This window comes from Marnyiella aurantia, from assembly GCF_014041915.1.
GTDB classification, from domain to species: Bacteria; Bacteroidota; Bacteroidia; order Flavobacteriales; family Weeksellaceae; genus Marnyiella; species Marnyiella aurantia.
In genome coordinates, this window is sequence record NZ_CP059472.1 from 2,463,393 (window position 1) to 2,484,491 (window position 21,099).

Consider the following 21,099-nt stretch of genomic DNA (forward strand, 5'->3'; position numbering starts at 1 on the left):
GATATCTTTGATATAGCTGTCATCACGACTGTTGCTAAATGTTTGATATTCCATGAAAAATTTCAAGAAAGTCGTAAAGTACGCAGGTATAGCTATAGGATCGCTTATCCTGTTAATTGTATTGGCCGTGCTGAGCCTGCAGTTACCCACCGTACAGAATTTCGTTAAAGGTAAACTTGTAAATTATCTTGAAGAGAAGATCCACACTAAGGTAACGCTGGACCGTGTCTTCGTTGCCTTCCCGAACAGTCTTGTAATGGAAAACCTTTATCTGCAGGATCAAAAAAAGGATACCTTACTTTTTGCCCGCAAGATGGATGTGGGCTTAAATATCCCCAAGCTTCTTAAAAGCACCGCCGACCTTACCTCTGTTGACCTCGCAGGCGTACGGGCGAACGTCGTGCGCAGGCAGGACGGAAGTTTTAATTTTGATTATATACTTGAAGCCTTTGCCACAAAAGATGCAGAGGAAAGCGAATCCAAGCCTTTTATAATTTCACTGGACAGGATAAAACTTAATGACATCGGCGTCAGCTTTGAAGATCTGCAGGCGCGCAACGATGTGAAAATGTATTTCAAGTCCTTTGATACAAGAGTACGCACTTTTGACCTTCAGAATAATTCCTACGCCGTAAATGATATTATAATGGACGGGCTCCGGCTCCGCCTGAAGCAGGATTTATTGGAAGAAGTGGCAGAAGAAGTGGAGCAGACCGTAGATTCTCTGAATCAGCGCAAGCCCATGCAGTTGGGACTCAACAGAATTAAGCTGACCAATTTCGACATAGATTATGGTGACGATAATACAAAGACCTTCGGGAAGGTAAAGTTTGCTGAACTCAGTTCTAAAGTAAATAAACTTGATCTTCAGAACAGTGATTTTGTTGTTGATAATGTAACCCTGAAAGGTGCAGACATCAATGCGAAACTCTTTATGCCGGCTTCCGGTGACGCTGCAACCAATGATAACACTGAGACAAATAATCAGAACACGGATAAGTCTCTCGCACTTCAGCTTAACAGATTAACATTTGACGATGTGCGCGTAGTGTACGACAATACGGCAATACCGGTTACGAGGCGCGGTATGGATTTTAACCATCTTAACTTCTCTGAACTTGATCTGGAAGTCCGTAACTTTCAGATGAAAGACGGAACTTTTGCCGGTACTGTAAATTCAGCGGTGGTTAGGGAAGGCCGCGGACTGGATATCAGGCGTTTCGAAACCGATTTTGTTTACGGTGAGAAACAGGCTTATCTGAAGGACCTTTATCTGCAAACTTCAAAGACACTTCTGCGCGACGAACTTGTCTTGAACTACAACTCTCCTGAGCAGCTGTCTGCGAATCCGGGTGCTGCACGTATATCTGCTAACCTGCAGAATTCCAAAGTGGGTTTCTCAGATATACTGATGCTGGTACCGTCGTTAAGCAGTACTGTTCCCTTTAACAAATACCCAAATGCCGTTGTAAATGTAAACACAAGACTCAAAGGCAGCCTGAATGACCTACAGATCCAGCATCTGCAACTTTCAGGGATTGACAGGCTCAAAGTGAATGCGTCGGGAAATGTAAAGAATGCGATGAATCCGGACAATCTGCTTTATGATCTCAACATTCGCGAACTTTCATCTGATGCGCGCACCGTGCAGAATCTGCTGCCTGAAAATACGCTTCCGTCCAACATCACTTTACCTTCTTTTTTCCGGATATCAGGACTTGCCAAAGGCAGTACACAAGTTGTAAATACCAATTTGAAGTTAACTACAACTCTTGGAAATGCCGCCATCCGGGCCTCTGTTGATATGAGGCGTAAAAATCAGGAACGTTATGATATCCTGGCGAACCTGCAAAATCTTCAGATCGGAACAATTATACAGAACAAAGATCTGCGTTCCGTCACCGGTCAGATTGCTGTTAAAGGGCAAGGTTTTGATCCGAACCGTGCTATTGCCAATCTGAAAGGAAATATTTCCTCAGTCCATTATAACGGCTATACCTACAGGAACATGAACCTTGCAGGCACAGTAAACCGCGGAGCTTACATCGTTAACCTGGATTCCAAAGATCCGAATGCCAACTTAAAACTCCGCGCTTCAGGTGTATTCAGCGAAAAAAATCCAAGTATTAAGGTGAACGGCAATATTCAGAAACTGGATCTTAATAAACTCGGCTTTTATAAGGATCAGATGATTCTTGCCGGTGAGCTGGATGGCGATTTTACCAGTCTGGATCCTGACGCACCAAACGGATATCTGTACCTGCGCAACTTTGCTGTTTCAGATACTAAAGATGTATTTCCTCTGCAGGAAGTAGCGCTTACAGCACGATCCACAGCTGACAGTAACAGTATCAGTCTGCAGTCTCAGATTGCAGATGTAGATCTTACCGGTAAATATAAACTTACACAGATTTTCGGCTCACTTATGCAGACTGTAAACCAGTATTACCAGTTCCAGAGTCCAGGTACGGCGACCGCCAGTGTTGATCCTAATCAGTATTTTTCCTTTAATGCCAAAGTAAAAGATGATGATTTGCTTCGACGTTTTGTACCGCAATTAACATCCTTTGAACCAGTTGTACTTACGGGGAATTATGTGGCAGATACGCGCCAGCTTCAGGTAAACGGACAGATTCCGCAGGTTACTTACGGAAAGAACAATATACGGGGCGGGGTGATCACCGTAAGCAACGCAGACGATGCATTGGTATATGATGTGAGTCTGGACGAGTTTAAAAATGAAAGTATTGCGTTGATGAAGGTAAACCTGAACGGTAACGTAAGGGACAATCTGATCACTTATAATGCTTCTACAAAAGACGAAAAGGATGCTACCAAATTCCTCCTGGCAGGTACTGCGGAAAAAATAGGTGATCTAACTGAAATAAGCCTTAATCCAGACGGACTCATCCTGGATTATACCAACTGGCAGGTCGCTGCAGAAAATTCACTCCAGATTGGAAGTCGTGGTATTGTGGCCAATAACTTTGCGGTATCAAACGCAGGCAGCGAAATACGTCTTCAGTCCGAAACTAATGTTCCTAACAGTCCGCTAAATGTGACCATTCGTGATTTTAAGATAGAATCCATTACGGAAATCTTAAAAAAGGACTCGCTTCTGGCAAAGGGAAACATAAACGGAACTGCACAGTTGCGGGACCTGAAGAACAATATGACCTTTACTTCTGATTTGGCTGTAACAGACCTTTTTGTATACGGTAACCCCGTGGGTAATGTTGATGTAAAGGTGAACAGCGAAAGTTCTCAGTTGCTGAGAGCCGATGTGCAGATTTCCGGAAATGATAATGATGTTCAGCTTCTGGGTACCTACAATACTTCCTCCGGAAACCTTGATATGAATCTGGACATGAACAGGCTGCAGATGCAGACGGTTCAGGGGCTGTCGCTTAACGCCATTGAAAATGCGGAGGGCTATCTTTCGGGCGATCTGAAAATTGCGGGTAATCTGGATGCGCCTTCTATTCTCGGTGATGTTAAATTTAATGATGTAGGTCTCGGTATCACCCAGCTCGGTAGTAAGTTCAGTAATATTAATGATGAGATCAACTTTACAACTCGCGGGATTGATTTTGATGACTTCCAAATTAAAGATGAAAGCGGTAACGCAATAACAATTGACGGATCGGTTTTAACAGAAAGCTACCGCGATTTTGCATTTAATCTTGATGTTGATGCAGACGATTTTAAAGTTGTAGATTCCAAAAAAGACAATGACAAACTTATGTACGGCGTACTTGCAGTTGATGCCGGCCTTCGTATCCGCGGCGACCTGGATTTACCGCGTGTAGATGGCAGCATAGCGGTAACAGATGTTACTGACTTCACCTTCGTTCTGCCTCAGTCCTCACCAGCATTGGAAGACAGGGAAGGAATAGTAGAGTTCATAGACCAGGACCAGATTGCGCTACGCGAAACAGTAACCGCAGATTCACTTACCAATCAGAGCGATATAAAAGGCCTGGACGTAAATGTGAACATTGAAGTGACTAAGGAAGCAAAGATATCGCTGCTTATTGACAAGGCCAACGGAGATTTTGTGGCTCTTCAGGGCGAAGCACAGCTCACGGGCGGGATAGATCCATCAGGAAAGACAACGCTTGTAGGAGTTTATGAGGTAGACCAGGGCGCTTATGAGATGTCGGTTAGTCTGCTGAGGAGGAAGTTCGAAATCCAGAAGGGGAGTACAATAACCTGGACCGGCGAACCAACCACCGCCAATCTGGATGTTACCGCCGTCTACAAAACAGATGCGGCTCCGCTGGACCTTCTGCAGCAGCAGCTCACAGGTGTTACCGGCAACGAGCTTAATCAGTATAAACAACGCATACCTTTTAATACTCTGCTGATCATGAGGGGTGAGCTAATGAAACCTGTTATTACTTTTGATATTACAACGGATGAGGAAAACAGTTCAGTTTCGGCTACGGTGCTGGACAATACCAGAGCGAAACTGGATCAGCTTAGACGTGAGGAAGCGGAAATGAACAAACAGGTTTTCGCGCTTCTGTTGCTTAACCGTTTTATCGGCGAAAACCCGTTCCAGAGCGAAACCGGACTATCGGCTTCAACACTGGCAAAACAAAGTGTAAGCCGAATACTTTCGGAACAGCTTAACAACTTGGCAGCAGATCTGGTTGGAGGTGTAGAACTTAACTTTGACCTGGAATCTACTGAAGATTATTCCAGCGGCAGCCGTAACGAAAGGACTGACCTTAATGTGGATCTCAGCAAGAGATTATTCGATGACAGACTTAAAGTAACAGTAGGAAATAACTTCGGCATCTTGGGAGATACCCGCCAGAATGAACAGACTACCAATATTGCCGGCGATGTAACCCTGGACTATAGCCTGTCCAAAGACGGCAGGTATATGCTTCGTGCTTACCGCAAGAATGATTATCAGGTAGCCCTGCAGGGTCAGGTTATCGAGACTGGCGTAGGCTTCATTATTACTTTGGATTACGATAAATTCAGGGAAATATTCGAAAGAAGCCGCAAGCAGAGAGAAAGAAAAACTAAAACCGAAAACACGACTACAAAATAATGAAGAAATCCAGAATAACTTATTCGCCTGTAGCGGCAGTTGCCTTAGCCCTGGCAGTTTCATCGTGCAGTAATACGCGCTTTCTGAAAGAAGGTGAAACCCTCTACACAGGCGCCACCATCGACATCGTGAACGATACCCTTAGCAAAAGGGAAAAATCGAATCTGAAAGATGCGCTGAAGGACCAGTTGCGGCCAAAACCCAACTCCTCTTTTCTGGGTTTGCGTCCTCAGTTGTACATTTACAATATAACCAAAGAACCAAAGAAGGAAAAAGGTCTCAGGAACTGGCTAAAGTATAAAATCGGTGAAAAACCCGTGCTTCTGGGGGATGTAGACCGTGAGTTTAATGAGAAAATCCTTGTTAATTATTCGGAAAATAAAGGCTTTTTTAATGCGCGGGCTTCTTCAGATACTATTTCAAAAAACAAAAGAGCAAAAGTGGCTTACACGGTAAGGCCCGGGGCCAGATATTTGATCAGCAATGTCACTTATCCTGAGGACTCCACAATTGTTAATGCAGAAATTCAGTCTATAAAAGACAAATCATTCCTCAAAGCTGGAAATCCATTTGATCTTGATGTTATAAAAGCAGAGCGCGAGCGAATAGACGAGCATCTTAAAAATAAAGGTTTCTATTATTTCGGTGCCGATAACATTGTGGTGCAGGCCGACAGTACTGTAACTAAGGATCCGAAAGTGGAGCTTATTGTTAAGTTGAAAGACAACACTCCACAACTGGCTAAAGAGCAGTTTACAATAGACAAGACCATCGTTTTCCCGGACTACAATATTGCTGATGCCAAGGTCGGAAAATATGGGATTCCCTACAATACGGATTCAGTTGAGGTGATAAACGATCTTTATATCATTGATCCTGAGAATAAATTCAAGCCGAAAATATTTGACCGTGCACTGTATTTTGACCGTGGCGACCTTTACAACCGTAAGGACCATAACCTTTCTTTAAACCGGCTGATCAGTCTGGGTGTTTTCAAATTTGTGAAAAACGAATTCATCGTGTCCGATTCCCTCAATCATAAATTTGATGCTTATTATCTGCTTACTCCACGGCCTTTCCAATCCCTGAGACTTGAAACTTTAGGTAAGACAAGCTCTGCCAATTATACGGGTGGCGAGGTGAACCTGAACTGGACACACCGAAACTTTTTCCGTGGCGCCGAACAGCTGAAGGGTGCTGTTTACGGTGCTTTTGATGTACAGGTAGGAGGCCCGAAAGATGCAAATAATATCATCAGGGTGGGTGCCAATGCACAGCTTTCAATCCCAAGGATTGTGGCGCCGTTCAGATTTGAATCTTCCAGCGCGTTTGTACCCAGAACCAATGTTGAGTTAGGCTATGAATACCTGAGCCGTACAGGCCTCTATACGCTGCATAACTTTAATACGTCTTTCGGCTATTTGTGGAAAGAAAATGAAAGAAAAGAGCATAATCTGAAAGTTCTGGATGTAACCCTGGTGGCCCCTCAGAATATCAGCGATAAATACCGCGAGCAGATTGAAGGTAATCCCGCTGCCGGAATTCCCGCAAACCCATCGCTGCAACGGGTGATAGACAAGCAGTTAATCTTCGGACCTACTTATACGTATACCTATACGAACACCATGCTGCCCAAAAAAAATACGATGTATTATAAAGGACTCCTGGACCTCGCCGGTAATATTGCCGGTCTAGTAACCGGTGCCAATGCTAAAGAAGGCAGGCAAAAGGAACTGTTCGGCATCCCTTTCAGCCAGTATGCGAAGATGGAGCATGATTTCCGTTATTATAGGAAAGTGGGCGACAAATCCTCAATCGCTTCCCGCGTAATCGCAGGTCTGGGTTATCCCTATGGCAACAGCACCACAATTCCTTATGTTAAACAGTTTTTCGTGGGGGGAAGCAACAGTATTCGGGCCTTCCGTGCCAGGACTCTGGGTCCGGGCAGTTACGACCCAACCACGCAGAATGCTTCATTCTTCTTTGATCAGTCCGGGGATATTAAACTGGAAATGAATCTGGAATACCGGGCAAATCTTTACAAATTTCTTAATGCTGCGGTTTTTGCAGATGCCGGAAATGTTTGGCTCGTAAATGAAGACCCGGAAAGACCGGGCGGTAAATTCTCCGGCGATTTCATGAAGGAAATTGCAGTGGGCGCGGGCGTCGGTTTGCGTTTAGACTTTTCCATACTGATTCTGAGACTGGATCTGGCCATGCCGCTGAGGGTACCATATTATGCTGAGGACGAGCGTTGGGCTTTAGACCGGATCAACTTCGGTAGCAGTGCCTGGCGCCGGGATAACCTGATTCTGAATATTGCAATCGGATACCCATTCTAAGATAAAATATTCCATTCAGGATTTAAGAGGCTTTTTGCCTCTTTTTTTTGTTTTCAAATTTTTATTTAGAATTATTAAAAATAAGAGAAAAAATTTTACATTTGCAGCGTCTTTAAATGACCTGACTTATGACAGAATCTCAACATTATGAATACGTCAATACAAGCTTATCGCGCCGGCCTTTTCCTACTGGAGGAAGCATTGCTCTCAATTGGGTCTCACCCACGTTTGCAGCAGGTAGTTTATACTCATTGACTAACTCGAATCCTGCGTTGTGAGGTTTACCAAAAATATATTTTTCATTTTATTGCCTGTCCTGTTCCCGGCTACATTGCTGGCACAGTTAAGCGGAGTGGTTGTGGAGTCCGATACCCGCAAGCCTGTTGGTGGTGTACGGGTTATGGTTGAAAATACAGGTGTGTGGACTGTGACTAACAATTCCGGTGCGTTCGAGATTAAGTACAGTAACGGTGAGACTGTGGTTTTCTCGCGTGTTGGAATGATGGAGGAAAAGAGAACTTTCGCGCAGGATTCTCCGGAGAGGGTGACGGTGGAAATGCAGGTAGCTTCCGTGCGCATCAAGGAAGTGACACTTACCGCGAGGAAGAAACATTATTCTGAAATTGAAATCAGGGAAGAAGCACTGAAAAACATTCAGGCATTTTCTATAAGTGACGTGCTGGAGCAGCTGCCGGGACAGAAACTTCAGGACTTGAGACTGAATGAATTCAAACCCATTGTTTTTCGGTCGGTAAATCCTAACGCGATTGCCACTAACGGAATGGAAGGTTTTGGAAATAAGTCTTTCGGAACGGCGGTGGTTGTAGACGGTATACCGGTGTCCAATAACGAGAACATGCAGAGCTATGTGGGAAATTACGCCCCCAATTCAAACTCATTCCTGAATCAGGGATCTGTATTTTCTCCTAATACAATTGGCTTTGGGGTTGCCAACGGCTATAACGGTTATTTTTCAAATACTAATTTCGGTGCAGATCTTCGTGAAATTCCGGTGGAAAATATTGAAAGCGTGGAAGTTGTGCAGGGTATTCCTTCTGCACGCTACGGCGACCTTACTTCGGGCCTTGTTCATATTCACCAGAAAAGCGGCAGTACACCTTACCGCGCCTATCTGGCAGTTCGCGAAGGAACCCAGGAGTATAATTTGAACAAAGGTTTTAAATTAACCGAACGTCTGGGATTCCTGAACGTAAACCTCAACTACCTTAGTTCCAATTCAGATCCGCGTACCAAATTCAACAAATATCAGAGGCTGGGCAGCAGTCTGTTATGGACGGTTTACGGTCGTAACCGTAATATAAGCAACTCTCTTTCGGTAAATTACAGCAATAATCTGGATGACGCCAATTTCGAAGCTGAGGACCAGAACCAGAAGATCGTTTACAACAGGAAACGGGATTTCGTGATCTCCAACCGCTTCAACTGGCGTTTTAAAAATACAGTAATTGATAACCTGAATATCAGTGCAAGTTATTCCCGTGGCTACCAGAATACCCATGAATCCAGCATTTACAACTCGGGTGGTGAAGTTGTGGGTACCAGTCTTGTGGAAGGCGTTTACCTCGGTACCTATTCGCCGGTAGTATACAGACAGACAAAAGAAGTGGAAGGAAAACCTATTTCCATGTTTTTTTCCGCTGATATAAAGAAAAATCTGAAAACCGATAAAGGCTGGATCCATAATTTTCTTGTCGGTACTTCGGCACGCGGCAGTGATAACCGGGGAGCCGGACGTTTGGGCAGTCCTGAGACGATTATTGCCCCTTTCCAGGGCGGCGGTCAGGCTTTCAGGCCTTATAATTTTGGCGAAAATGTAAAGGCGGAATATCAGTTATCTCTTTTTGCCGAAGATAATATGTTTAAAAAGTTCGGTGAATTTGTTTTCAACCTGAACGCGGGTGCCAGGCTCGACCGTCAGGCTGGAAGCACTATTCTGCAGCCCAGGGTCAATTCTTATCTGCTTTGGAAAAATCTGAAATTGCGGGGAGGCTTTGGTATTGCCTCGAAAGCACCCGGTATCAACATGATTTATACAGGTCCACGCTATTTTGATATGATTTTGGCTGATGTTCGGGTACCGGGAGTTTATAACTTTGGAATCGTGCAAACGTTTATCGATTATTCCGATAACAGAGATCTGAAGCCTACAAGAAGTAACCGCTCGGAAGTAGGTGTGGATTACCGGTTGCCTTTCGGAAATATAAGTCTTACAGCTTATTATAATAAACTGGAAGATGGCTTCACCAGCGAAAGCTTCGCGGCCAAAAGAGATTTAGCCCTTGTTACTGTACAGCCGGACGGCACCAATACGCCCGATTTTCAGATTACAGGTTATGAAGACTACTTCTTTCTGCAGAACCGTATCGTAAATGCACTTACCTCTACCGATAAAGGTCTGGAATTTATGATAGGGTTCAACCGCTTACCTGTAAGTAATCTTTCACTGGATCTGAGCGGAAGTTATGTGGAAACCACGAACAATTCCGGAACCGATAAATACTTCAAAACAACAGACCTTACTCAAGATGAAATCTACGGTCTGTACCGGCCTTTTACAAGTAAATACCGCCAGATGATGTTTGGCGCCGCACTGAATTACCATTTGCCGGGTGCCGGACTTTTGGTTACGCTGCGCACCCAGCATTTTATTGTTGATGATGCCTTTATCCGTAATCCCCGTCTTCTGTACGCCTATATCGATGCCAATCTTAACAGGGTTGAACTTAACCAACAGCAGATCGATGACCCTTCCCAATTTGCTCATATCAAGTCCGGTAATGTGGATGAGGTAGATACCAGCCTGGATAAGGTATACCACAATATGAATCTTAAGATTTCCAAGGATTTCCGGAATGGGTTTAAGTTTTCCTTTTACGCAAATAATTTCCTGGACCTTAAACAAACTGAGACCTACTTTGAGTCCGGTGTCTATAAAGTACGACCTAAAGGTGGTTTGTTGGATCTGTCTTTTGGTGCCAAGATAGAATACGAATTTTAACATTGTGAATATGAAACAGATTATAACTTTTTTTGCCATAATCCTGATGCTGTTCTCCTGCAGGAGTGATGATTTTGGCTCCGGAAACGGTGGCGGTATGCTTGCACCGGTTGCTTTTACAGTTCAGGTAAAATACGACAGCAACTTCGGCAATGCACAGTCTAAAAATGCCGTGGTAACTCTTGTAAATAACAGTTCGGGTGATACGTATACACAAACCACGGGAGATAACGGTGCCGCAGTTTTTGCAACTGTTATACCGGGTACGTATAAGGCCACGGTTTCCAAAACAATGCAGGCTGCAGAATTCCTGGCAGCTTTTGGCTATGCTTCTCCGGTGCCTGACGTACATTTTAATGGTGTTCAGGAAAATGTGATTGTTAATGCGAATGTGACTGCAACCACTATTGAGATTAAATCGGCCCGATTGGGCGATCTTGTGATCAAACAGGTATTTTATGCCGGTTCACACGCCACCCAGGGTGCCTCCTTTCGTGACCAGTTCATCGAAATTTATAACAATTCCAATGAAGTGATTTATGCCGACGGGCTTTATATTGCGCAACTCTACGGGAAGAACAATATGACCGTAAACGCCACTTCGCTTGCAAACGGGCAGTTCGACTGGAGCAAATCTCTGGGTATGACTGCCGGAAGTGCTGCTAATACTGATTACGTATATGCAGATTATGTACTGCAGATTCCGGGCAGCGGTACGCAATATCCGATTCAGCCCGGACAGTCGCTGGTAATTGCACAAAACGGTTCCAATCACAAGGCGCCGCTTGTAGATAATACGGGAGTGCCGGTTACTGTTCTGAATCCTTCGCTCACTGTGGATTTAAGTACAGCGGATTTTGAAGCCTATCTGGGTGATTTCAAACTCTCCATCGGAGATACGGTCTATAAATACGATCTTCAGAACCCTGCTGTTAAAGATCTTACCATTGCTTACTGGGGCAGAACAGGCTATTGGAACAGCAATAATGATTTCCTCATAGACAATTTAGGAAGGGACAGCTTCGCAATATTCAGGATGAATGATTTTGATACGTTACCGGACTATTCAGACCCAACTGTGTCGGTAATTGGTTTTAACACTAAGTTCTATAAGCAGATTCCGGTCTCTTTAATTATAGACGGAGTGGAACTTCAGCATTTTAATCCCAATTCCCAGAGACCGAAGATGCTCGGTTCTGCGGTGGATGCTTCGTTCATCAATACAGATGCAGCGTTTAATTCCCAGTCTGTCATCAGAAAAACAAAAACCGTTTTGCCCGATGGCCGCCGCATTTTGGAAGACACCAATAATTCTGCTAATGATTTTGTTAAACTTTCAATGGCCAATCCTCGTGGCTTTGCACAATGATAAAGTTTAAAGCAGCATTAACAATAAGTTTCACACTGTCGTGTATCATTCTGCACGCACAGGAACAGGACAGCCTGGATTTGATGCAGAACCAGATTTACAGGCAGCATTTTGAGAATCTGAAATCAAATCCTGTTCAGTATGTGACTTTGCCGCTAGCCGATTTCACAGAAACCACCCTGCAGTTCGAAAGCCGGGATCTTAATATGAAACGCGCTCAAACTGCAGGGCAAATCACCGAATATGGTTTTGCAACTGACGGTATTTATAACATCAGCGAAAAACTGCGGCTTTTTGGCAGCTTCAATTACGGTTTCAGAACGGAAAAAGATCTGGCCTATAACCTGACTGCCCAGCGAACTGAGGAAAATTTCATACTGAACCCCAACTATCTGCTGGTACCAAAAGCCGGAAACTGGGAAACGCAGGAGTACAACGTTATCGGAGGCGCAAGTTACAGGCTTTCATTTTTTGACTTTGGTGCTGCCGTTAACTACGAAAACCGCAGCTCCTTCCGGGATACTGATCCCCGCCCCGGCATCTCCTCAGCCGATTATTCGGGGAAAGCTTTTGTAGGTTTTAATTTGGGAAAACATCAAATCTCGTTTTTTGGACATTTAGGCCGCAAGACAGAAGAGCATGATATAATTTCGGTCAACGAATATATTAGCGCTCCGTCGTTCCCGGATACATTCGTAAGATTTTCGGCCGGATATGGCCGGATAATCAACTTCCCGTCTTACAGTGATTTTGTCTATAAAACTTTTAGCAGAGGCTATGGCGCCGGTTATGCGTTCCGCGGTGAGCGTGATTTGATAACTCTTAATTCGGACTACTCAAAATCGATTGAAACTTTATTTACAAAAGATGCCGGCGGAGCCGTCTATTTCGACGAAAGTCTGGAAAATATGAAATACAGGCTTAGAAATTTTTACGCACAGGCCAACTGGCTGCACAGCGGAGCTGAAAAGGATATTATTTCCTCAGCACATTTTAAAAGCATTACGGGTGACAATTACAGTGTGCCGGAACAAGGGCAGAATTTCCGGATGACATTAGACCAGGCCGGATTTTCCAATGCGGTGGTGTGGAAGGACAGCAAGCGGGTGATTCTTGGTTTAAATACGAGTGCATCGTACACAGACTTTTCAGCCATCGATTTGCTGGGTATTACTTATAAGTACGTCAAATCTATTGAATTAAATCTGACAGCCAACCGCGATCTGCTTTATTCACCGGGTTTTAAACTTAATCTTGAAGCCGGGCTGAACTCCTATATCCCGGTTTCCCAAAGCCTGAACTATACACCTGCCTCGTCCAGTGACCTGATGTTCAATAATGTGATTGCGCCCGATTACGCTTATGATTCAGCCACGAAGTTAGGTCCGCAGTTCGGCCTGAATTTTTACAGTCCGATTACTGCAAAAACAAATCTGAGGATCTTTACCAGTTTTGCAGCACTGTACGCAATAAGTAAGGAATTTCAGCATCAAACCGGTTACCCGGGAACGCCTAATCTGTACTTTAACGCAGGAATTTCCCTGTCGTACTAGCAAATAGGATCAGTATAGCGCAGCAGTTTTGGAAGTTGCCGGAAGCTGACTGGTTATTCCCTTTTGTTAAAAGCAAATCTCGGTTTGATTTCCGTGTTCAGGTATACTCCTTTGGAGTAGGCCGAGCGGAATTCGTCGAAAACCTCCTGGGGAACGTCCAAATAGTCGTACACGGCACCGGAAATATAAACGATGGTCAGGATCCGGAGTTCCGGCTTGTAATAATATTTACTGATGACTGACGAAGGCATATTGCGTGTGGTGCAATATCTGTTCCTTTAGATTTCATACCTTTGCTGCTTATTATTGAATATATGAACATAGGGCAAACGCAACTTCTTAAGATCGCAGAAAAAAATTATTCCGGACTTTTCCTGGAAGATGAAAACGGGGAAAGAGCCTTCCTTCCTAAAATTTTTGCTTCAGAAGATGCTGAAGTTGGCAGCGAGATGGAAGTTTTCGTATATCAGGACGATGATAAACTGAAAGCTACAACAGAAAAACCAACCGCCGAGATAGGGGAGTTTGCGGTAATGACCTGTGTACAGGCGCTGCCCAGCGGTGCTTTCATGGACTGGGGTATCATTAAGGATCTCTTCATTCCCTATCAGGAGCAGAAGCTAAAAATCCTTGAAGGTAAGCGCTATCTTGTCTATGTTTATGTGGATGAAAAAATGGGTCTTATTACCGGCACTACCAAGTTCAAAAGGAATCCGCAGTATGAGGATCTGCCTTTCCGCAAAGGAGATAAGGTGAATCTTATCATCATGGGGGAGAGTGAACTGGGCTGGAACGTGATCATCAACAGAAAATATATCGGGCTCATTTATACGTCCGATGTTTATAAGAGGCTTTTCCCGCTGTCTGATGAGGTGGGTTATATTAAAACCATCCGCGAAGACGGTAAGATTGATGTTTCCCTTCAGCCCGAAGGTTATGATAATATCGATGAATTCCAGCAGGTCATCCTGGAAAAGCTGGAAAGCAATTATGGTCTTTTGTATCTTTCAGACAAATCTGAGCCTGAGGAAATTAAGCAGGAACTTCAGATGAGTAAAAAGAATTTTAAGAAAGCCATTGGTGGACTTTACCGCGACAAGAAGATTGAAATCCTCGAAGATAAAATACGTTTGGTAAACGAAGGCGAATAGAAATATCGGACTGAATTTTCAGTCCTTTTTTATGCCTGAAACGTTCAACTCAGTAAACAGAAAAAGAGCAGTGATAAGAACTGCTCTTTTTTATCAGTCGGGATGACTGGATTCGAACCAGCGACCCCTTGCACCCCATGCAAGTACGCTACCAGGCTGCGCTACATCCCGAATTCGTGGGCAAAAGTAATCATTCTTTCCTTACCAGCAAAATCCAGTCTTCTTCCAGAAATTTATATCCAATATCATAGACAAATCGGTACTCAGCGCCGTTTTTGTAGATTTTCAGATTTGTAAAATATTCAAAATCAAAGCCTTCAGCCGAGAGCTTATTGCGGGTCGTTTTGGCTTTGCCTTCGGTGAACTTTTGATCAGCTAAAATCCGGTGATTCTTTCGCAACTTATTATTGATGTTGCGCATCAAATTCGAAGCGTCTTTGTTCTGCTTATTGTTAAAGGCATTACGGCATGCGTCCGAGCAGAATTTCTTGTCGGATCTTCCGTGTATGGGCTCGCTGCATTCCAGACAGGTATTCATGCGCTTAATTTTTAAGTTGTTTGGCAAAAGCTACTATATGACCGTCAGGATCAGCCAAGTAAAAGGCACGGTCACCCCAGTCACGGTCAGCAGGTGCACTTAGAACCTTTGCATTAAGAGCCACAGCATTCTGATATTCAGCTTCAGTATCATCCACATAAAGATAGAGTTCACAACGTGGAATTCCTGTTCCGCTTGTAGGGTCAGGTGTTTTCCCTTTAAGAATTCTGTTAATGCTGCTGTTGGGCATGAGGCCCAGTGTGAAAACATCAGAAAGCTGAAATTCCGTCATGCCGGGCACATCCAGCACCGGTTCCAGACCCAAAATTTGCCGGTAGAATTCGCGGCTTATTGCTTGATCAGTTACGTAGAGGATGGTATGTACTTTCTGAAAGCTTTTCATCACACTCAAATATAGCAAAATATCCGTTCGGAAACGGATATGTATATGCAACCGGTAAGGAAGTAATTATTACTGCTTAATAATTTGCTTGATTTTCTGAGTATTGTCGCTCAGTATATATCTCATCAGATATTTACCAGGTCTCAAGTTTCCCAAGTTAATCTCAGCAGCGTTCATATTCACATTATAACTTGCCACCTGAGTGCCCAGAATGGAATAAAAAGAAACCGACCTCACTTTTACCATTGGGTCTTTTGCTTTCACCAACAGGATATCGCGTGTAGGATTCGGGTAGGCCACCAGAGTTCCGTCGTCATTTTTCTGACTTACCCCAAAAGGTTCGCGGCTTTGAGCAGTAAAAGTGGAGCTGAAGCCAAGGCCGAAAAATAATATAATAAGTAAAAGTTTTTTCATTTTTTAATACAATACTTTACGAAGATAAGAAACTTCCGTAAACCGGCAATAGTTTTATCATTAACTATCATTAAATTTGTACTTTCAAAAAGAATACCACTTTTACATTTAAATCATGATGATATATTCCCGCAACCGAAGGCTTAGAGTGAGCGCCGCCATACGCAGCTTAGTTCAGGAAACTGTTCTTAGCACCAATGATCTGGTAATGCCGGTTTTTGTAATGGAAGGCCAAAACAAACAGGAAGCTATTGCTTCAATGCCCGGAATATTCCGCAGAACATTGGACCTCACCGTGCAGGAATGCCGCGAACTGTATTCCCTGGGTGTGAAGGGCGTTAACCTGTATATGAAGGTCTCCGAAAACCTGAAGGACAATACCGGAAAAGAATCGTGGAATGACAGTGGACTAATGCAGGATACCATAAAAGCTATCAAGGATGCTGTTCCCGGAATGGTAGTGATGCCCGATGTTGCACTGGATCCGTATTCCATTTACGGTCACGACGGGATTATCACGAACGGAAAAGTTGATAATGATGCAACCAATGAGGCTCTTACCAAAATGGCTGTATCTCACGCTAAAGCCGGTGCCGACATTGTAGCGCCCAGCGATATGATGGATGGCCGTGTAGCCGCCATCCGGACAGGTCTGGAAGAAAGCGGTTTTACCGATGTAGGCATCTTAAGTTATTCGGCGAAATATGCAAGTTCTTTCTACGGACCTTTCAGAAGTGCCCTGGACTCCGCGCCAGTAGATTCGCAGGAAATCCCGCAGGACAAGAAAACCTATCAGATGGACTTTCATAACTCCCGCGAAGCCATTGACGAAGTATTAAAAGATGTAGCCGAAGGTGCCGATATCATTATGATAAAACCCGGAATGCCTTATCTGGATATTGTTGCGAAAGTTCGGGAAACTATTGACCTGCCAATTGCGGTTTATAACGTAAGCGGTGAATATGCCATGCTGAAGGCGGCGGCACAGAACGGTTGGCTGGATAATGACAAAGCAGTAATTGAGAGCCTAACCTGTATAAAACGCGCCGGCGCCGATATGATTTTTACCTATGCGGCCAAGGAAGCGGCCATCCTGCTGAACGGATAAGTTCTCACCACAAATTACAGAGGGTCTTCATTTATGGAGGCCCTTTTATTTTTAAGAAAGGTCGTAATCTTTGCCTTTTGTAAATTTTTACATGAAAACCCAGTATCCATCATCTAGAAAACAGCCTCTTTCTCATTCCGCAGGAATCTCAAAAGTCTGAATATTTATTTTATAAATCCCGATGTCGTGGATTTTAACCGTGCTTTTTATGCTTAAATTTTTTTAATCTGCGCTCATTAGTGTAATCTGCGGGCTTACCTCTCGCACGGATTTCACTGATCTTCACAGAAACATTATTAGTTATGCTTAAATATTTTTAATCTGTGCTCATCAGTGTAATCTGTGAGCATATTATGATGCGTTGAATAAATCCAAAATCCAAAATCCAAAATCTGACGTCTTGCGGATTGGCTCTTGCTTCTATTTAAACCACGGCGGGCACGGAGGTTTTATACTTCATTTTTGAATAAATCTAACATCTGAAATCTGATGTCTGAAATCTAAATACTTTTAACCACAAAGTTCACAAAGGTTCTCACAAAGTGCACGGAGAGAAGGTTCATATTTTAATGTTGAGCAAATCTAAAATCCAAAATTTAAAATCCAAAATTCAAAATCTGAATAAATTGTTCGCTTTTTACCCCAACATCAGCCCGTTTAAAGTTAATTGCACGAAACAGAAAACGGGGAGTGTATTGTAATAATCTGTCCAAATTGAAAAATTAAACTTAGAACCAGGGTTTGCGTCCCTGAACATACGTGCGGTCAAACTGTTCGTCACTCATCGTCAGGTAAATGACACCTTCAATAAGAGGTACGATAAAAACTACAGGATAGAAGGCACTTCCAATCCCGCAGGTAATGATGGTGAGCAGCGGCAGGATAATGAGCGTGGAAAGCAAGAGCGTAATACCTTCACTGGTATAGCCAAGGTAGAACTTGTGGATGCCCAAAGCACCCAAAATAATGGCGAAAATCCCTGTGGCCAGTTTCTTTTCGGAGCGGTAATTGGAATTTCTGTTTTGTGGATCGGGATTATTGTAGCCGTAGGTTTCCATGTTTTTTTATTTAAAATTAATAATAATATTGAAATTCTGCATAAATATTTAAGAGTTGTGCCGATATATTCAAATATTTGAGCTTACCGAGGTCGTGCACCATTTTTATTTATATTTGCTGCATGATTTTAAGGGGCGAAAATTTAATTAAGGAGTACGGACCGAAAAAAGTGGTGAAAGGCGTTTCTGTACAGGTTTCACAGGGCGAAATTGTAGGGCTTCTGGGTCCCAATGGCGCCGGAAAAACAACTTCTTTCTATATGATCGTTGGTCTTGTAAAACCGACCTCCGGAAAAATCTACCTGGACGATAAGGAAATTACTTCGGATGCCATGTACCGCCGCGCCCAGAAGGGAATTGGCTATCTGGCGCAGGAAGCATCGGTATTCCGCAAGCTTTCTGTGGAGGAAAATATCTTAGGAGTTCTTCAGCTTACCAAGCTTTCCAAAAGGGAACAGCAGATGAAGTGCGACGAACTTATTGAAGAATTCTCACTTCAGCATGTACGCAAAAACCGCGGCGACCTGCTTTCGGGTGGTGAAAGACGGCGTACCGAAATTGCCCGCTGTCTGGCTACAAGCCCTAACTTTATTCTTTTGGATGAACCTTTTGCCGGCGTAGACCCCATCGCTGTGGAAGATATCCAGAAAATCGTGCGCAGCCTTGTGGACAAGAACATCGGTATCCTGATTACCGATCACAACGTGCAGCAAACGCTTGCCATCACGCATAAAACCTATATTATGTTTGAAGGTAAAATCCTGAAGGAAGGCTTGCCTCACGATCTGGCCAATGATCCTTTGGTTCGCGAAGCTTATTTGGGCGAAAACTTTGTGTATCAGGATATTCTGAACAAAGAACAGACGAAATCTTATGTGTACAATATCTGGGCAGGAAATTTCGACTCCAAAAATCAGTTCCGCGATTATGTGGACGCGAATTTTTCCGGACTTGATAATCTGAGGTTAATGTATGGATTTGAGGATATGAGTTTTGCGTCGCTGGCCAATTCAGAAATTGAGCACATATTCAATAATGTGGTAGATAAAAATGCGAACAATTCCTTCCTCTTTCAGAAGAAAGAGCTTACAAGCCGCTATTCGCTGGAAATGGCAGAAGCCGAGTCAACCGCGGCCAGCCGTCCGGAACTGCACTATCTGACGAGCTACACCTACAAGAGCTAATCCTTTTTTGGTCGAATTTTTGTTTACTTCAGGTTTTGGAATTTTCTGAAACCTTTTTTGATATTTATGCCGAAACCTTTCGCCCGCACTACTAACCTGATCAGCATTTATAAACAGCTGCGCCCTTTTATTTCGCCGTACCGCTACATGATTTACGGTACACTCTTCCTTACCTTCCTTGGTGCTCTTGCGGCGCAGGTAAACCCTCTGGTACTGAAATACACGGTGGACGAGGTAACTGAACTGGTGAATCTGCCCGACCCGATGAGTGAGGGTATCCATGTGTTGGTGGTTATAACGGCCATACTGCTGGGTAAGGAACTTGCAAATATCTTCATCCAGTTTGGCCAGAAATTCTATGGTGAAAAAATCAGAATCAGTGTAAGTTCTGTTCTTGCCCAAACAGCGATTGACAAGATCCTGCGTTACCGCATTGCCTATTTTAACGATGAAAATCACGAGACAGGAAAACTGCAGACCCGCATAGACCGCGGAATTGAAAGTCTGACCAAGCTGGTGCAGAATTTTTTCATCGACATACTGCCATTGTTTTCCAACGCGATTATTGCCCTCATCATCATGTATATGCAGAATGTATATGTGGGTTTGGTCTCAACGGTGGTGGTTCCCATTTATTTTTATGTGAGTTCACTTCAGGCCAGAAGGCTTTCGGGGGTGCGCCGTACGCTCCGAAATCAGCGCGAACAGAAAACATCAGGCTTGCTTAATCTGATAGGGTCCATTATGGTGATCAAAAGTTTTGTGCGCGAAAAATTTGAAGGTAAGAAACAGTACGACCTTCAGATGCAGCTTATGGACAGCCAGCTCTACACGCGCCGCACCAGCTTCATTTATGACGGCCTGAAGACTTTTATTGAGCAGTTTGGTGTCGTGCTCATCATCCTGCTTACTGTTTATCTGGTGCTGGACCAGCAAATGACCATTGGTGCTATCATGCTTCATATTATGCTTTTCAATAATGTTTCGTCACCCATACGTCAGCTGCACCGGATTTATGATGATATGAATGATGCCTTCATCTATGCCGAAGGTTATTTTGATATTTTAAATGCTGATGAAGAGACCGAACCCAACGGAACTGTAGTCGACAGTAATATAAAAGGTACTTTTGAACTTAAAAACGTAGATTTCAGCTATCCCAACGGCACAAAGGCACTGAATAATGTCTCCATGCGTATTGAAAACGGCAAAACTACCGCCCTGGTGGGGTTAAGCGGTGCCGGGAAATCCACAGTAATTAATCTGCTTTGTAAGTTTTACCTTCCCGACGAAGGTAATATTACGCTCGATGGCATCGACCTTAATCAGTATGAAAATTCATTTCTTCGCGGCGATATTGGTCTGGTGCTGCAGCGAAACCACATTTTCCAGGGAAGTATTGAAGATAACATCCGCTATGGAAATATGGATGCCAATTTTGAAGAGATTGAAACGGCTGCCAGAAAAGCTTATCTGCATGACCAGATTATGGATTTGCCGCAAGGCTATCAGCATGATGCTACTCAACTTTCCGGTGGGCAGCAGCAGCGCATCGCGATTGCCCGACTTTTCCTGAAGGATCCCCCCATTATTTTTCTGGACGAACCTACTGCAAGTCTGGACGCCATTGCCACAGAACAGATCAAAAACTCACTGGATGCCATAAAAGAGGGCAGGACCGTAATCATTATTTCCCACTCACTCTCGCAGATTCTGGACAGTGATATGATTTATGTGATGAAAAAGGGCCATGTGGTTGAAAACGGCACCCATGACCAGCTCGTAGATATGAACGGAACCTACCGCGAGATTTTTGACGCGTCGGCCCGCAGCCTGAATCTTGATAAACTGGTAAGTTCCTACCGCGATAACCAATAAAAGCACTAATTTTACGT

General features: G+C 43.8%; 13 protein-coding genes, 1 tRNA gene and 1 pseudogene. 9 read left to right on the plus strand and 6 right to left on the minus strand.

Annotated elements, in window-relative coordinates; genetic code table 11:
- Positions 1-52: 52 nt before the first annotated feature.
- The 5 genes from H1R16_RS11460 to H1R16_RS11480 all read left to right on the plus strand — a co-directional run bounded on the left by H1R16_RS11460 (position 53) and on the right by H1R16_RS11480 (position 13,348).
- A complete protein-coding gene (locus tag H1R16_RS11460; RefSeq protein WP_181886412.1) occupies positions 53-5,065 on the plus strand; it encodes a translocation/assembly module TamB domain-containing protein in 5,013 nt (1,670 codons plus the stop codon).
- Entirely contained in the window at positions 5,065-7,407 is a 2,343-nt protein-coding gene (gene tamL / locus H1R16_RS11465) for a translocation and assembly module lipoprotein TamL (protein ID WP_181886411.1), read from the plus strand. Before H1R16_RS11460 ends, tamL begins: the two co-directional genes overlap by 1 nt.
- Before the next feature lie 307 nt (positions 7,408-7,714).
- A complete protein-coding gene (locus H1R16_RS11470) occupies positions 7,715-10,426 on the plus strand; it encodes a TonB-dependent receptor (protein WP_181886410.1) in 2,712 nt (903 codons plus the stop codon).
- Positions 10,427-10,436: 10 nt separating this feature from the next.
- A complete protein-coding gene (locus H1R16_RS11475) occupies positions 10,437-11,795 on the plus strand; it encodes a DUF4876 domain-containing protein (RefSeq protein WP_181886409.1) in 1,359 nt (452 codons plus the stop codon).
- A complete protein-coding gene (locus H1R16_RS11480) occupies positions 11,792-13,348 on the plus strand; it encodes a DUF6850 family outer membrane beta-barrel protein (protein WP_181886408.1) in 1,557 nt (518 codons plus the stop codon). The genes H1R16_RS11475 and H1R16_RS11480 overlap by 4 nt, the downstream gene beginning before the upstream one ends.
- 53 nt (positions 13,349-13,401) lie before the next feature.
- On the opposite strand, the gene H1R16_RS11485 is transcribed toward H1R16_RS11480, so the two are convergent.
- The gene (locus H1R16_RS11485; protein ID WP_181886407.1) at positions 13,402-13,599 is read right to left on the minus strand and encodes a KTSC domain-containing protein; all 198 of its coding nucleotides are present in this window, start codon (positions 13,597-13,599) and stop codon (positions 13,402-13,404) included.
- 63 nt (positions 13,600-13,662) lie between these two features.
- Between H1R16_RS11485 and H1R16_RS11490 the strand changes: the two genes are divergently transcribed.
- A complete protein-coding gene (locus H1R16_RS11490; RefSeq protein WP_181886406.1) occupies positions 13,663-14,499 on the plus strand; it encodes a CvfB family protein in 837 nt (278 codons plus the stop codon).
- A 97-nt stretch (positions 14,500-14,596) separates the two neighbouring features.
- Here H1R16_RS11490 and H1R16_RS11495 read toward each other — a convergent pair.
- The 4 genes from H1R16_RS11495 to H1R16_RS11510 all read right to left on the minus strand — a co-directional run bounded on the left by H1R16_RS11495 (position 14,597) and on the right by H1R16_RS11510 (position 15,854).
- Positions 14,597-14,670: transfer RNA gene (locus tag H1R16_RS11495), tRNA-Pro, on the minus strand.
- A gap of 19 nt (positions 14,671-14,689) precedes the next feature.
- Positions 14,690-15,037 (minus strand): DUF2116 family Zn-ribbon domain-containing protein, encoded by a 348-nt coding sequence (locus H1R16_RS11500; protein WP_181886405.1) that lies wholly within the window; start codon positions 15,035-15,037, stop codon positions 14,690-14,692.
- Between the two features lie 4 nt (positions 15,038-15,041).
- Positions 15,042-15,440 carry a VOC family protein gene (locus H1R16_RS11505; protein ID WP_181886404.1) on the minus strand — a complete coding sequence of 133 codons (399 nt, stop codon included), beginning with the start codon at positions 15,438-15,440 and terminating at the stop codon, positions 15,042-15,044.
- Positions 15,441-15,509: 69 nt separating this feature from the next.
- Positions 15,510-15,854, minus strand: a complete 345-nt coding sequence (locus tag H1R16_RS11510; RefSeq protein WP_181886403.1) for a T9SS type A sorting domain-containing protein — start codon at positions 15,852-15,854, stop codon at positions 15,510-15,512.
- A 115-nt stretch (positions 15,855-15,969) separates the two neighbouring features.
- Between H1R16_RS11510 and hemB the strand changes: the two genes are divergently transcribed.
- Entirely contained in the window at positions 15,970-16,962 is a 993-nt protein-coding gene (gene hemB / locus H1R16_RS11515) for a porphobilinogen synthase (RefSeq protein WP_181886402.1), read from the plus strand.
- Positions 16,963-17,690: 728 nt separating this feature from the next.
- Here hemB and H1R16_RS11520 read toward each other — a convergent pair.
- Positions 17,691-18,020: a TM2 domain-containing protein gene (locus H1R16_RS11520; RefSeq protein ID WP_181886401.1), complete on the minus strand. Its 330-nt coding sequence runs from the start codon at positions 18,018-18,020 to the stop codon at positions 17,691-17,693.
- Positions 18,021-18,142: 122 nt separating this feature from the next.
- Between H1R16_RS11520 and lptB the strand changes: the two are divergent.
- Positions 18,143-18,868: pseudogene (gene lptB, locus H1R16_RS11525) on the plus strand (LPS export ABC transporter ATP-binding protein); the annotation flags it as partial.
- Between the two features lie 483 nt (positions 18,869-19,351).
- The gene (locus H1R16_RS11530; RefSeq protein ID WP_228451067.1) at positions 19,352-21,082 is read left to right on the plus strand and encodes an ABC transporter ATP-binding protein; all 1,731 of its coding nucleotides are present in this window, start codon (positions 19,352-19,354) and stop codon (positions 21,080-21,082) included.
- The last annotated feature ends 17 nt before the right edge of the window (positions 21,083-21,099 follow it).

What these genes read in the sequence shown, in the direction of transcription:
- H1R16_RS11500 (WP_181886405.1), bottom strand. Translation starts at nt 15,037, where the DNA reads ATGAATACCTGTCTGGAATGCAGCGAGCCCATACACGGAAGATCCGAC.
- H1R16_RS11485 (WP_181886407.1), bottom strand. Translation starts at nt 13,599, where the DNA reads ATGCCTTCGTCAGTCATCAGTAAATATTATTACAAGCCGGAACTCCGG.
- H1R16_RS11490 (WP_181886406.1), top strand. Translation starts at nt 13,663, where the DNA reads ATGAACATAGGGCAAACGCAACTTCTTAAGATCGCAGAAAAAAATTAT.
- H1R16_RS11480 (WP_181886408.1), top strand. Translation starts at nt 11,792, where the DNA reads ATGATAAAGTTTAAAGCAGCATTAACAATAAGTTTCACACTGTCGTGT.
- hemB (WP_181886402.1), top strand. Translation starts at nt 15,970, where the DNA reads ATGATGATATATTCCCGCAACCGAAGGCTTAGAGTGAGCGCCGCCATA.
- H1R16_RS11520 (WP_181886401.1), bottom strand. Translation starts at nt 18,020, where the DNA reads ATGGAAACCTACGGCTACAATAATCCCGATCCACAAAACAGAAATTCC.
- H1R16_RS11475 (WP_181886409.1), top strand. Translation starts at nt 10,437, where the DNA reads ATGAAACAGATTATAACTTTTTTTGCCATAATCCTGATGCTGTTCTCC.
- H1R16_RS11460 (WP_181886412.1), top strand. Translation starts at nt 53, where the DNA reads ATGAAAAATTTCAAGAAAGTCGTAAAGTACGCAGGTATAGCTATAGGA.
- tamL (WP_181886411.1), top strand. Translation starts at nt 5,065, where the DNA reads ATGAAGAAATCCAGAATAACTTATTCGCCTGTAGCGGCAGTTGCCTTA.
- H1R16_RS11505 (WP_181886404.1), bottom strand. Translation starts at nt 15,440, where the DNA reads ATGAAAAGCTTTCAGAAAGTACATACCATCCTCTACGTAACTGATCAA.
- H1R16_RS11530 (WP_228451067.1), top strand. Translation starts at nt 19,352, where the DNA reads ATGATTTACGGTACACTCTTCCTTACCTTCCTTGGTGCTCTTGCGGCG.
- H1R16_RS11510 (WP_181886403.1), bottom strand. Translation starts at nt 15,854, where the DNA reads ATGAAAAAACTTTTACTTATTATATTATTTTTCGGCCTTGGCTTCAGC.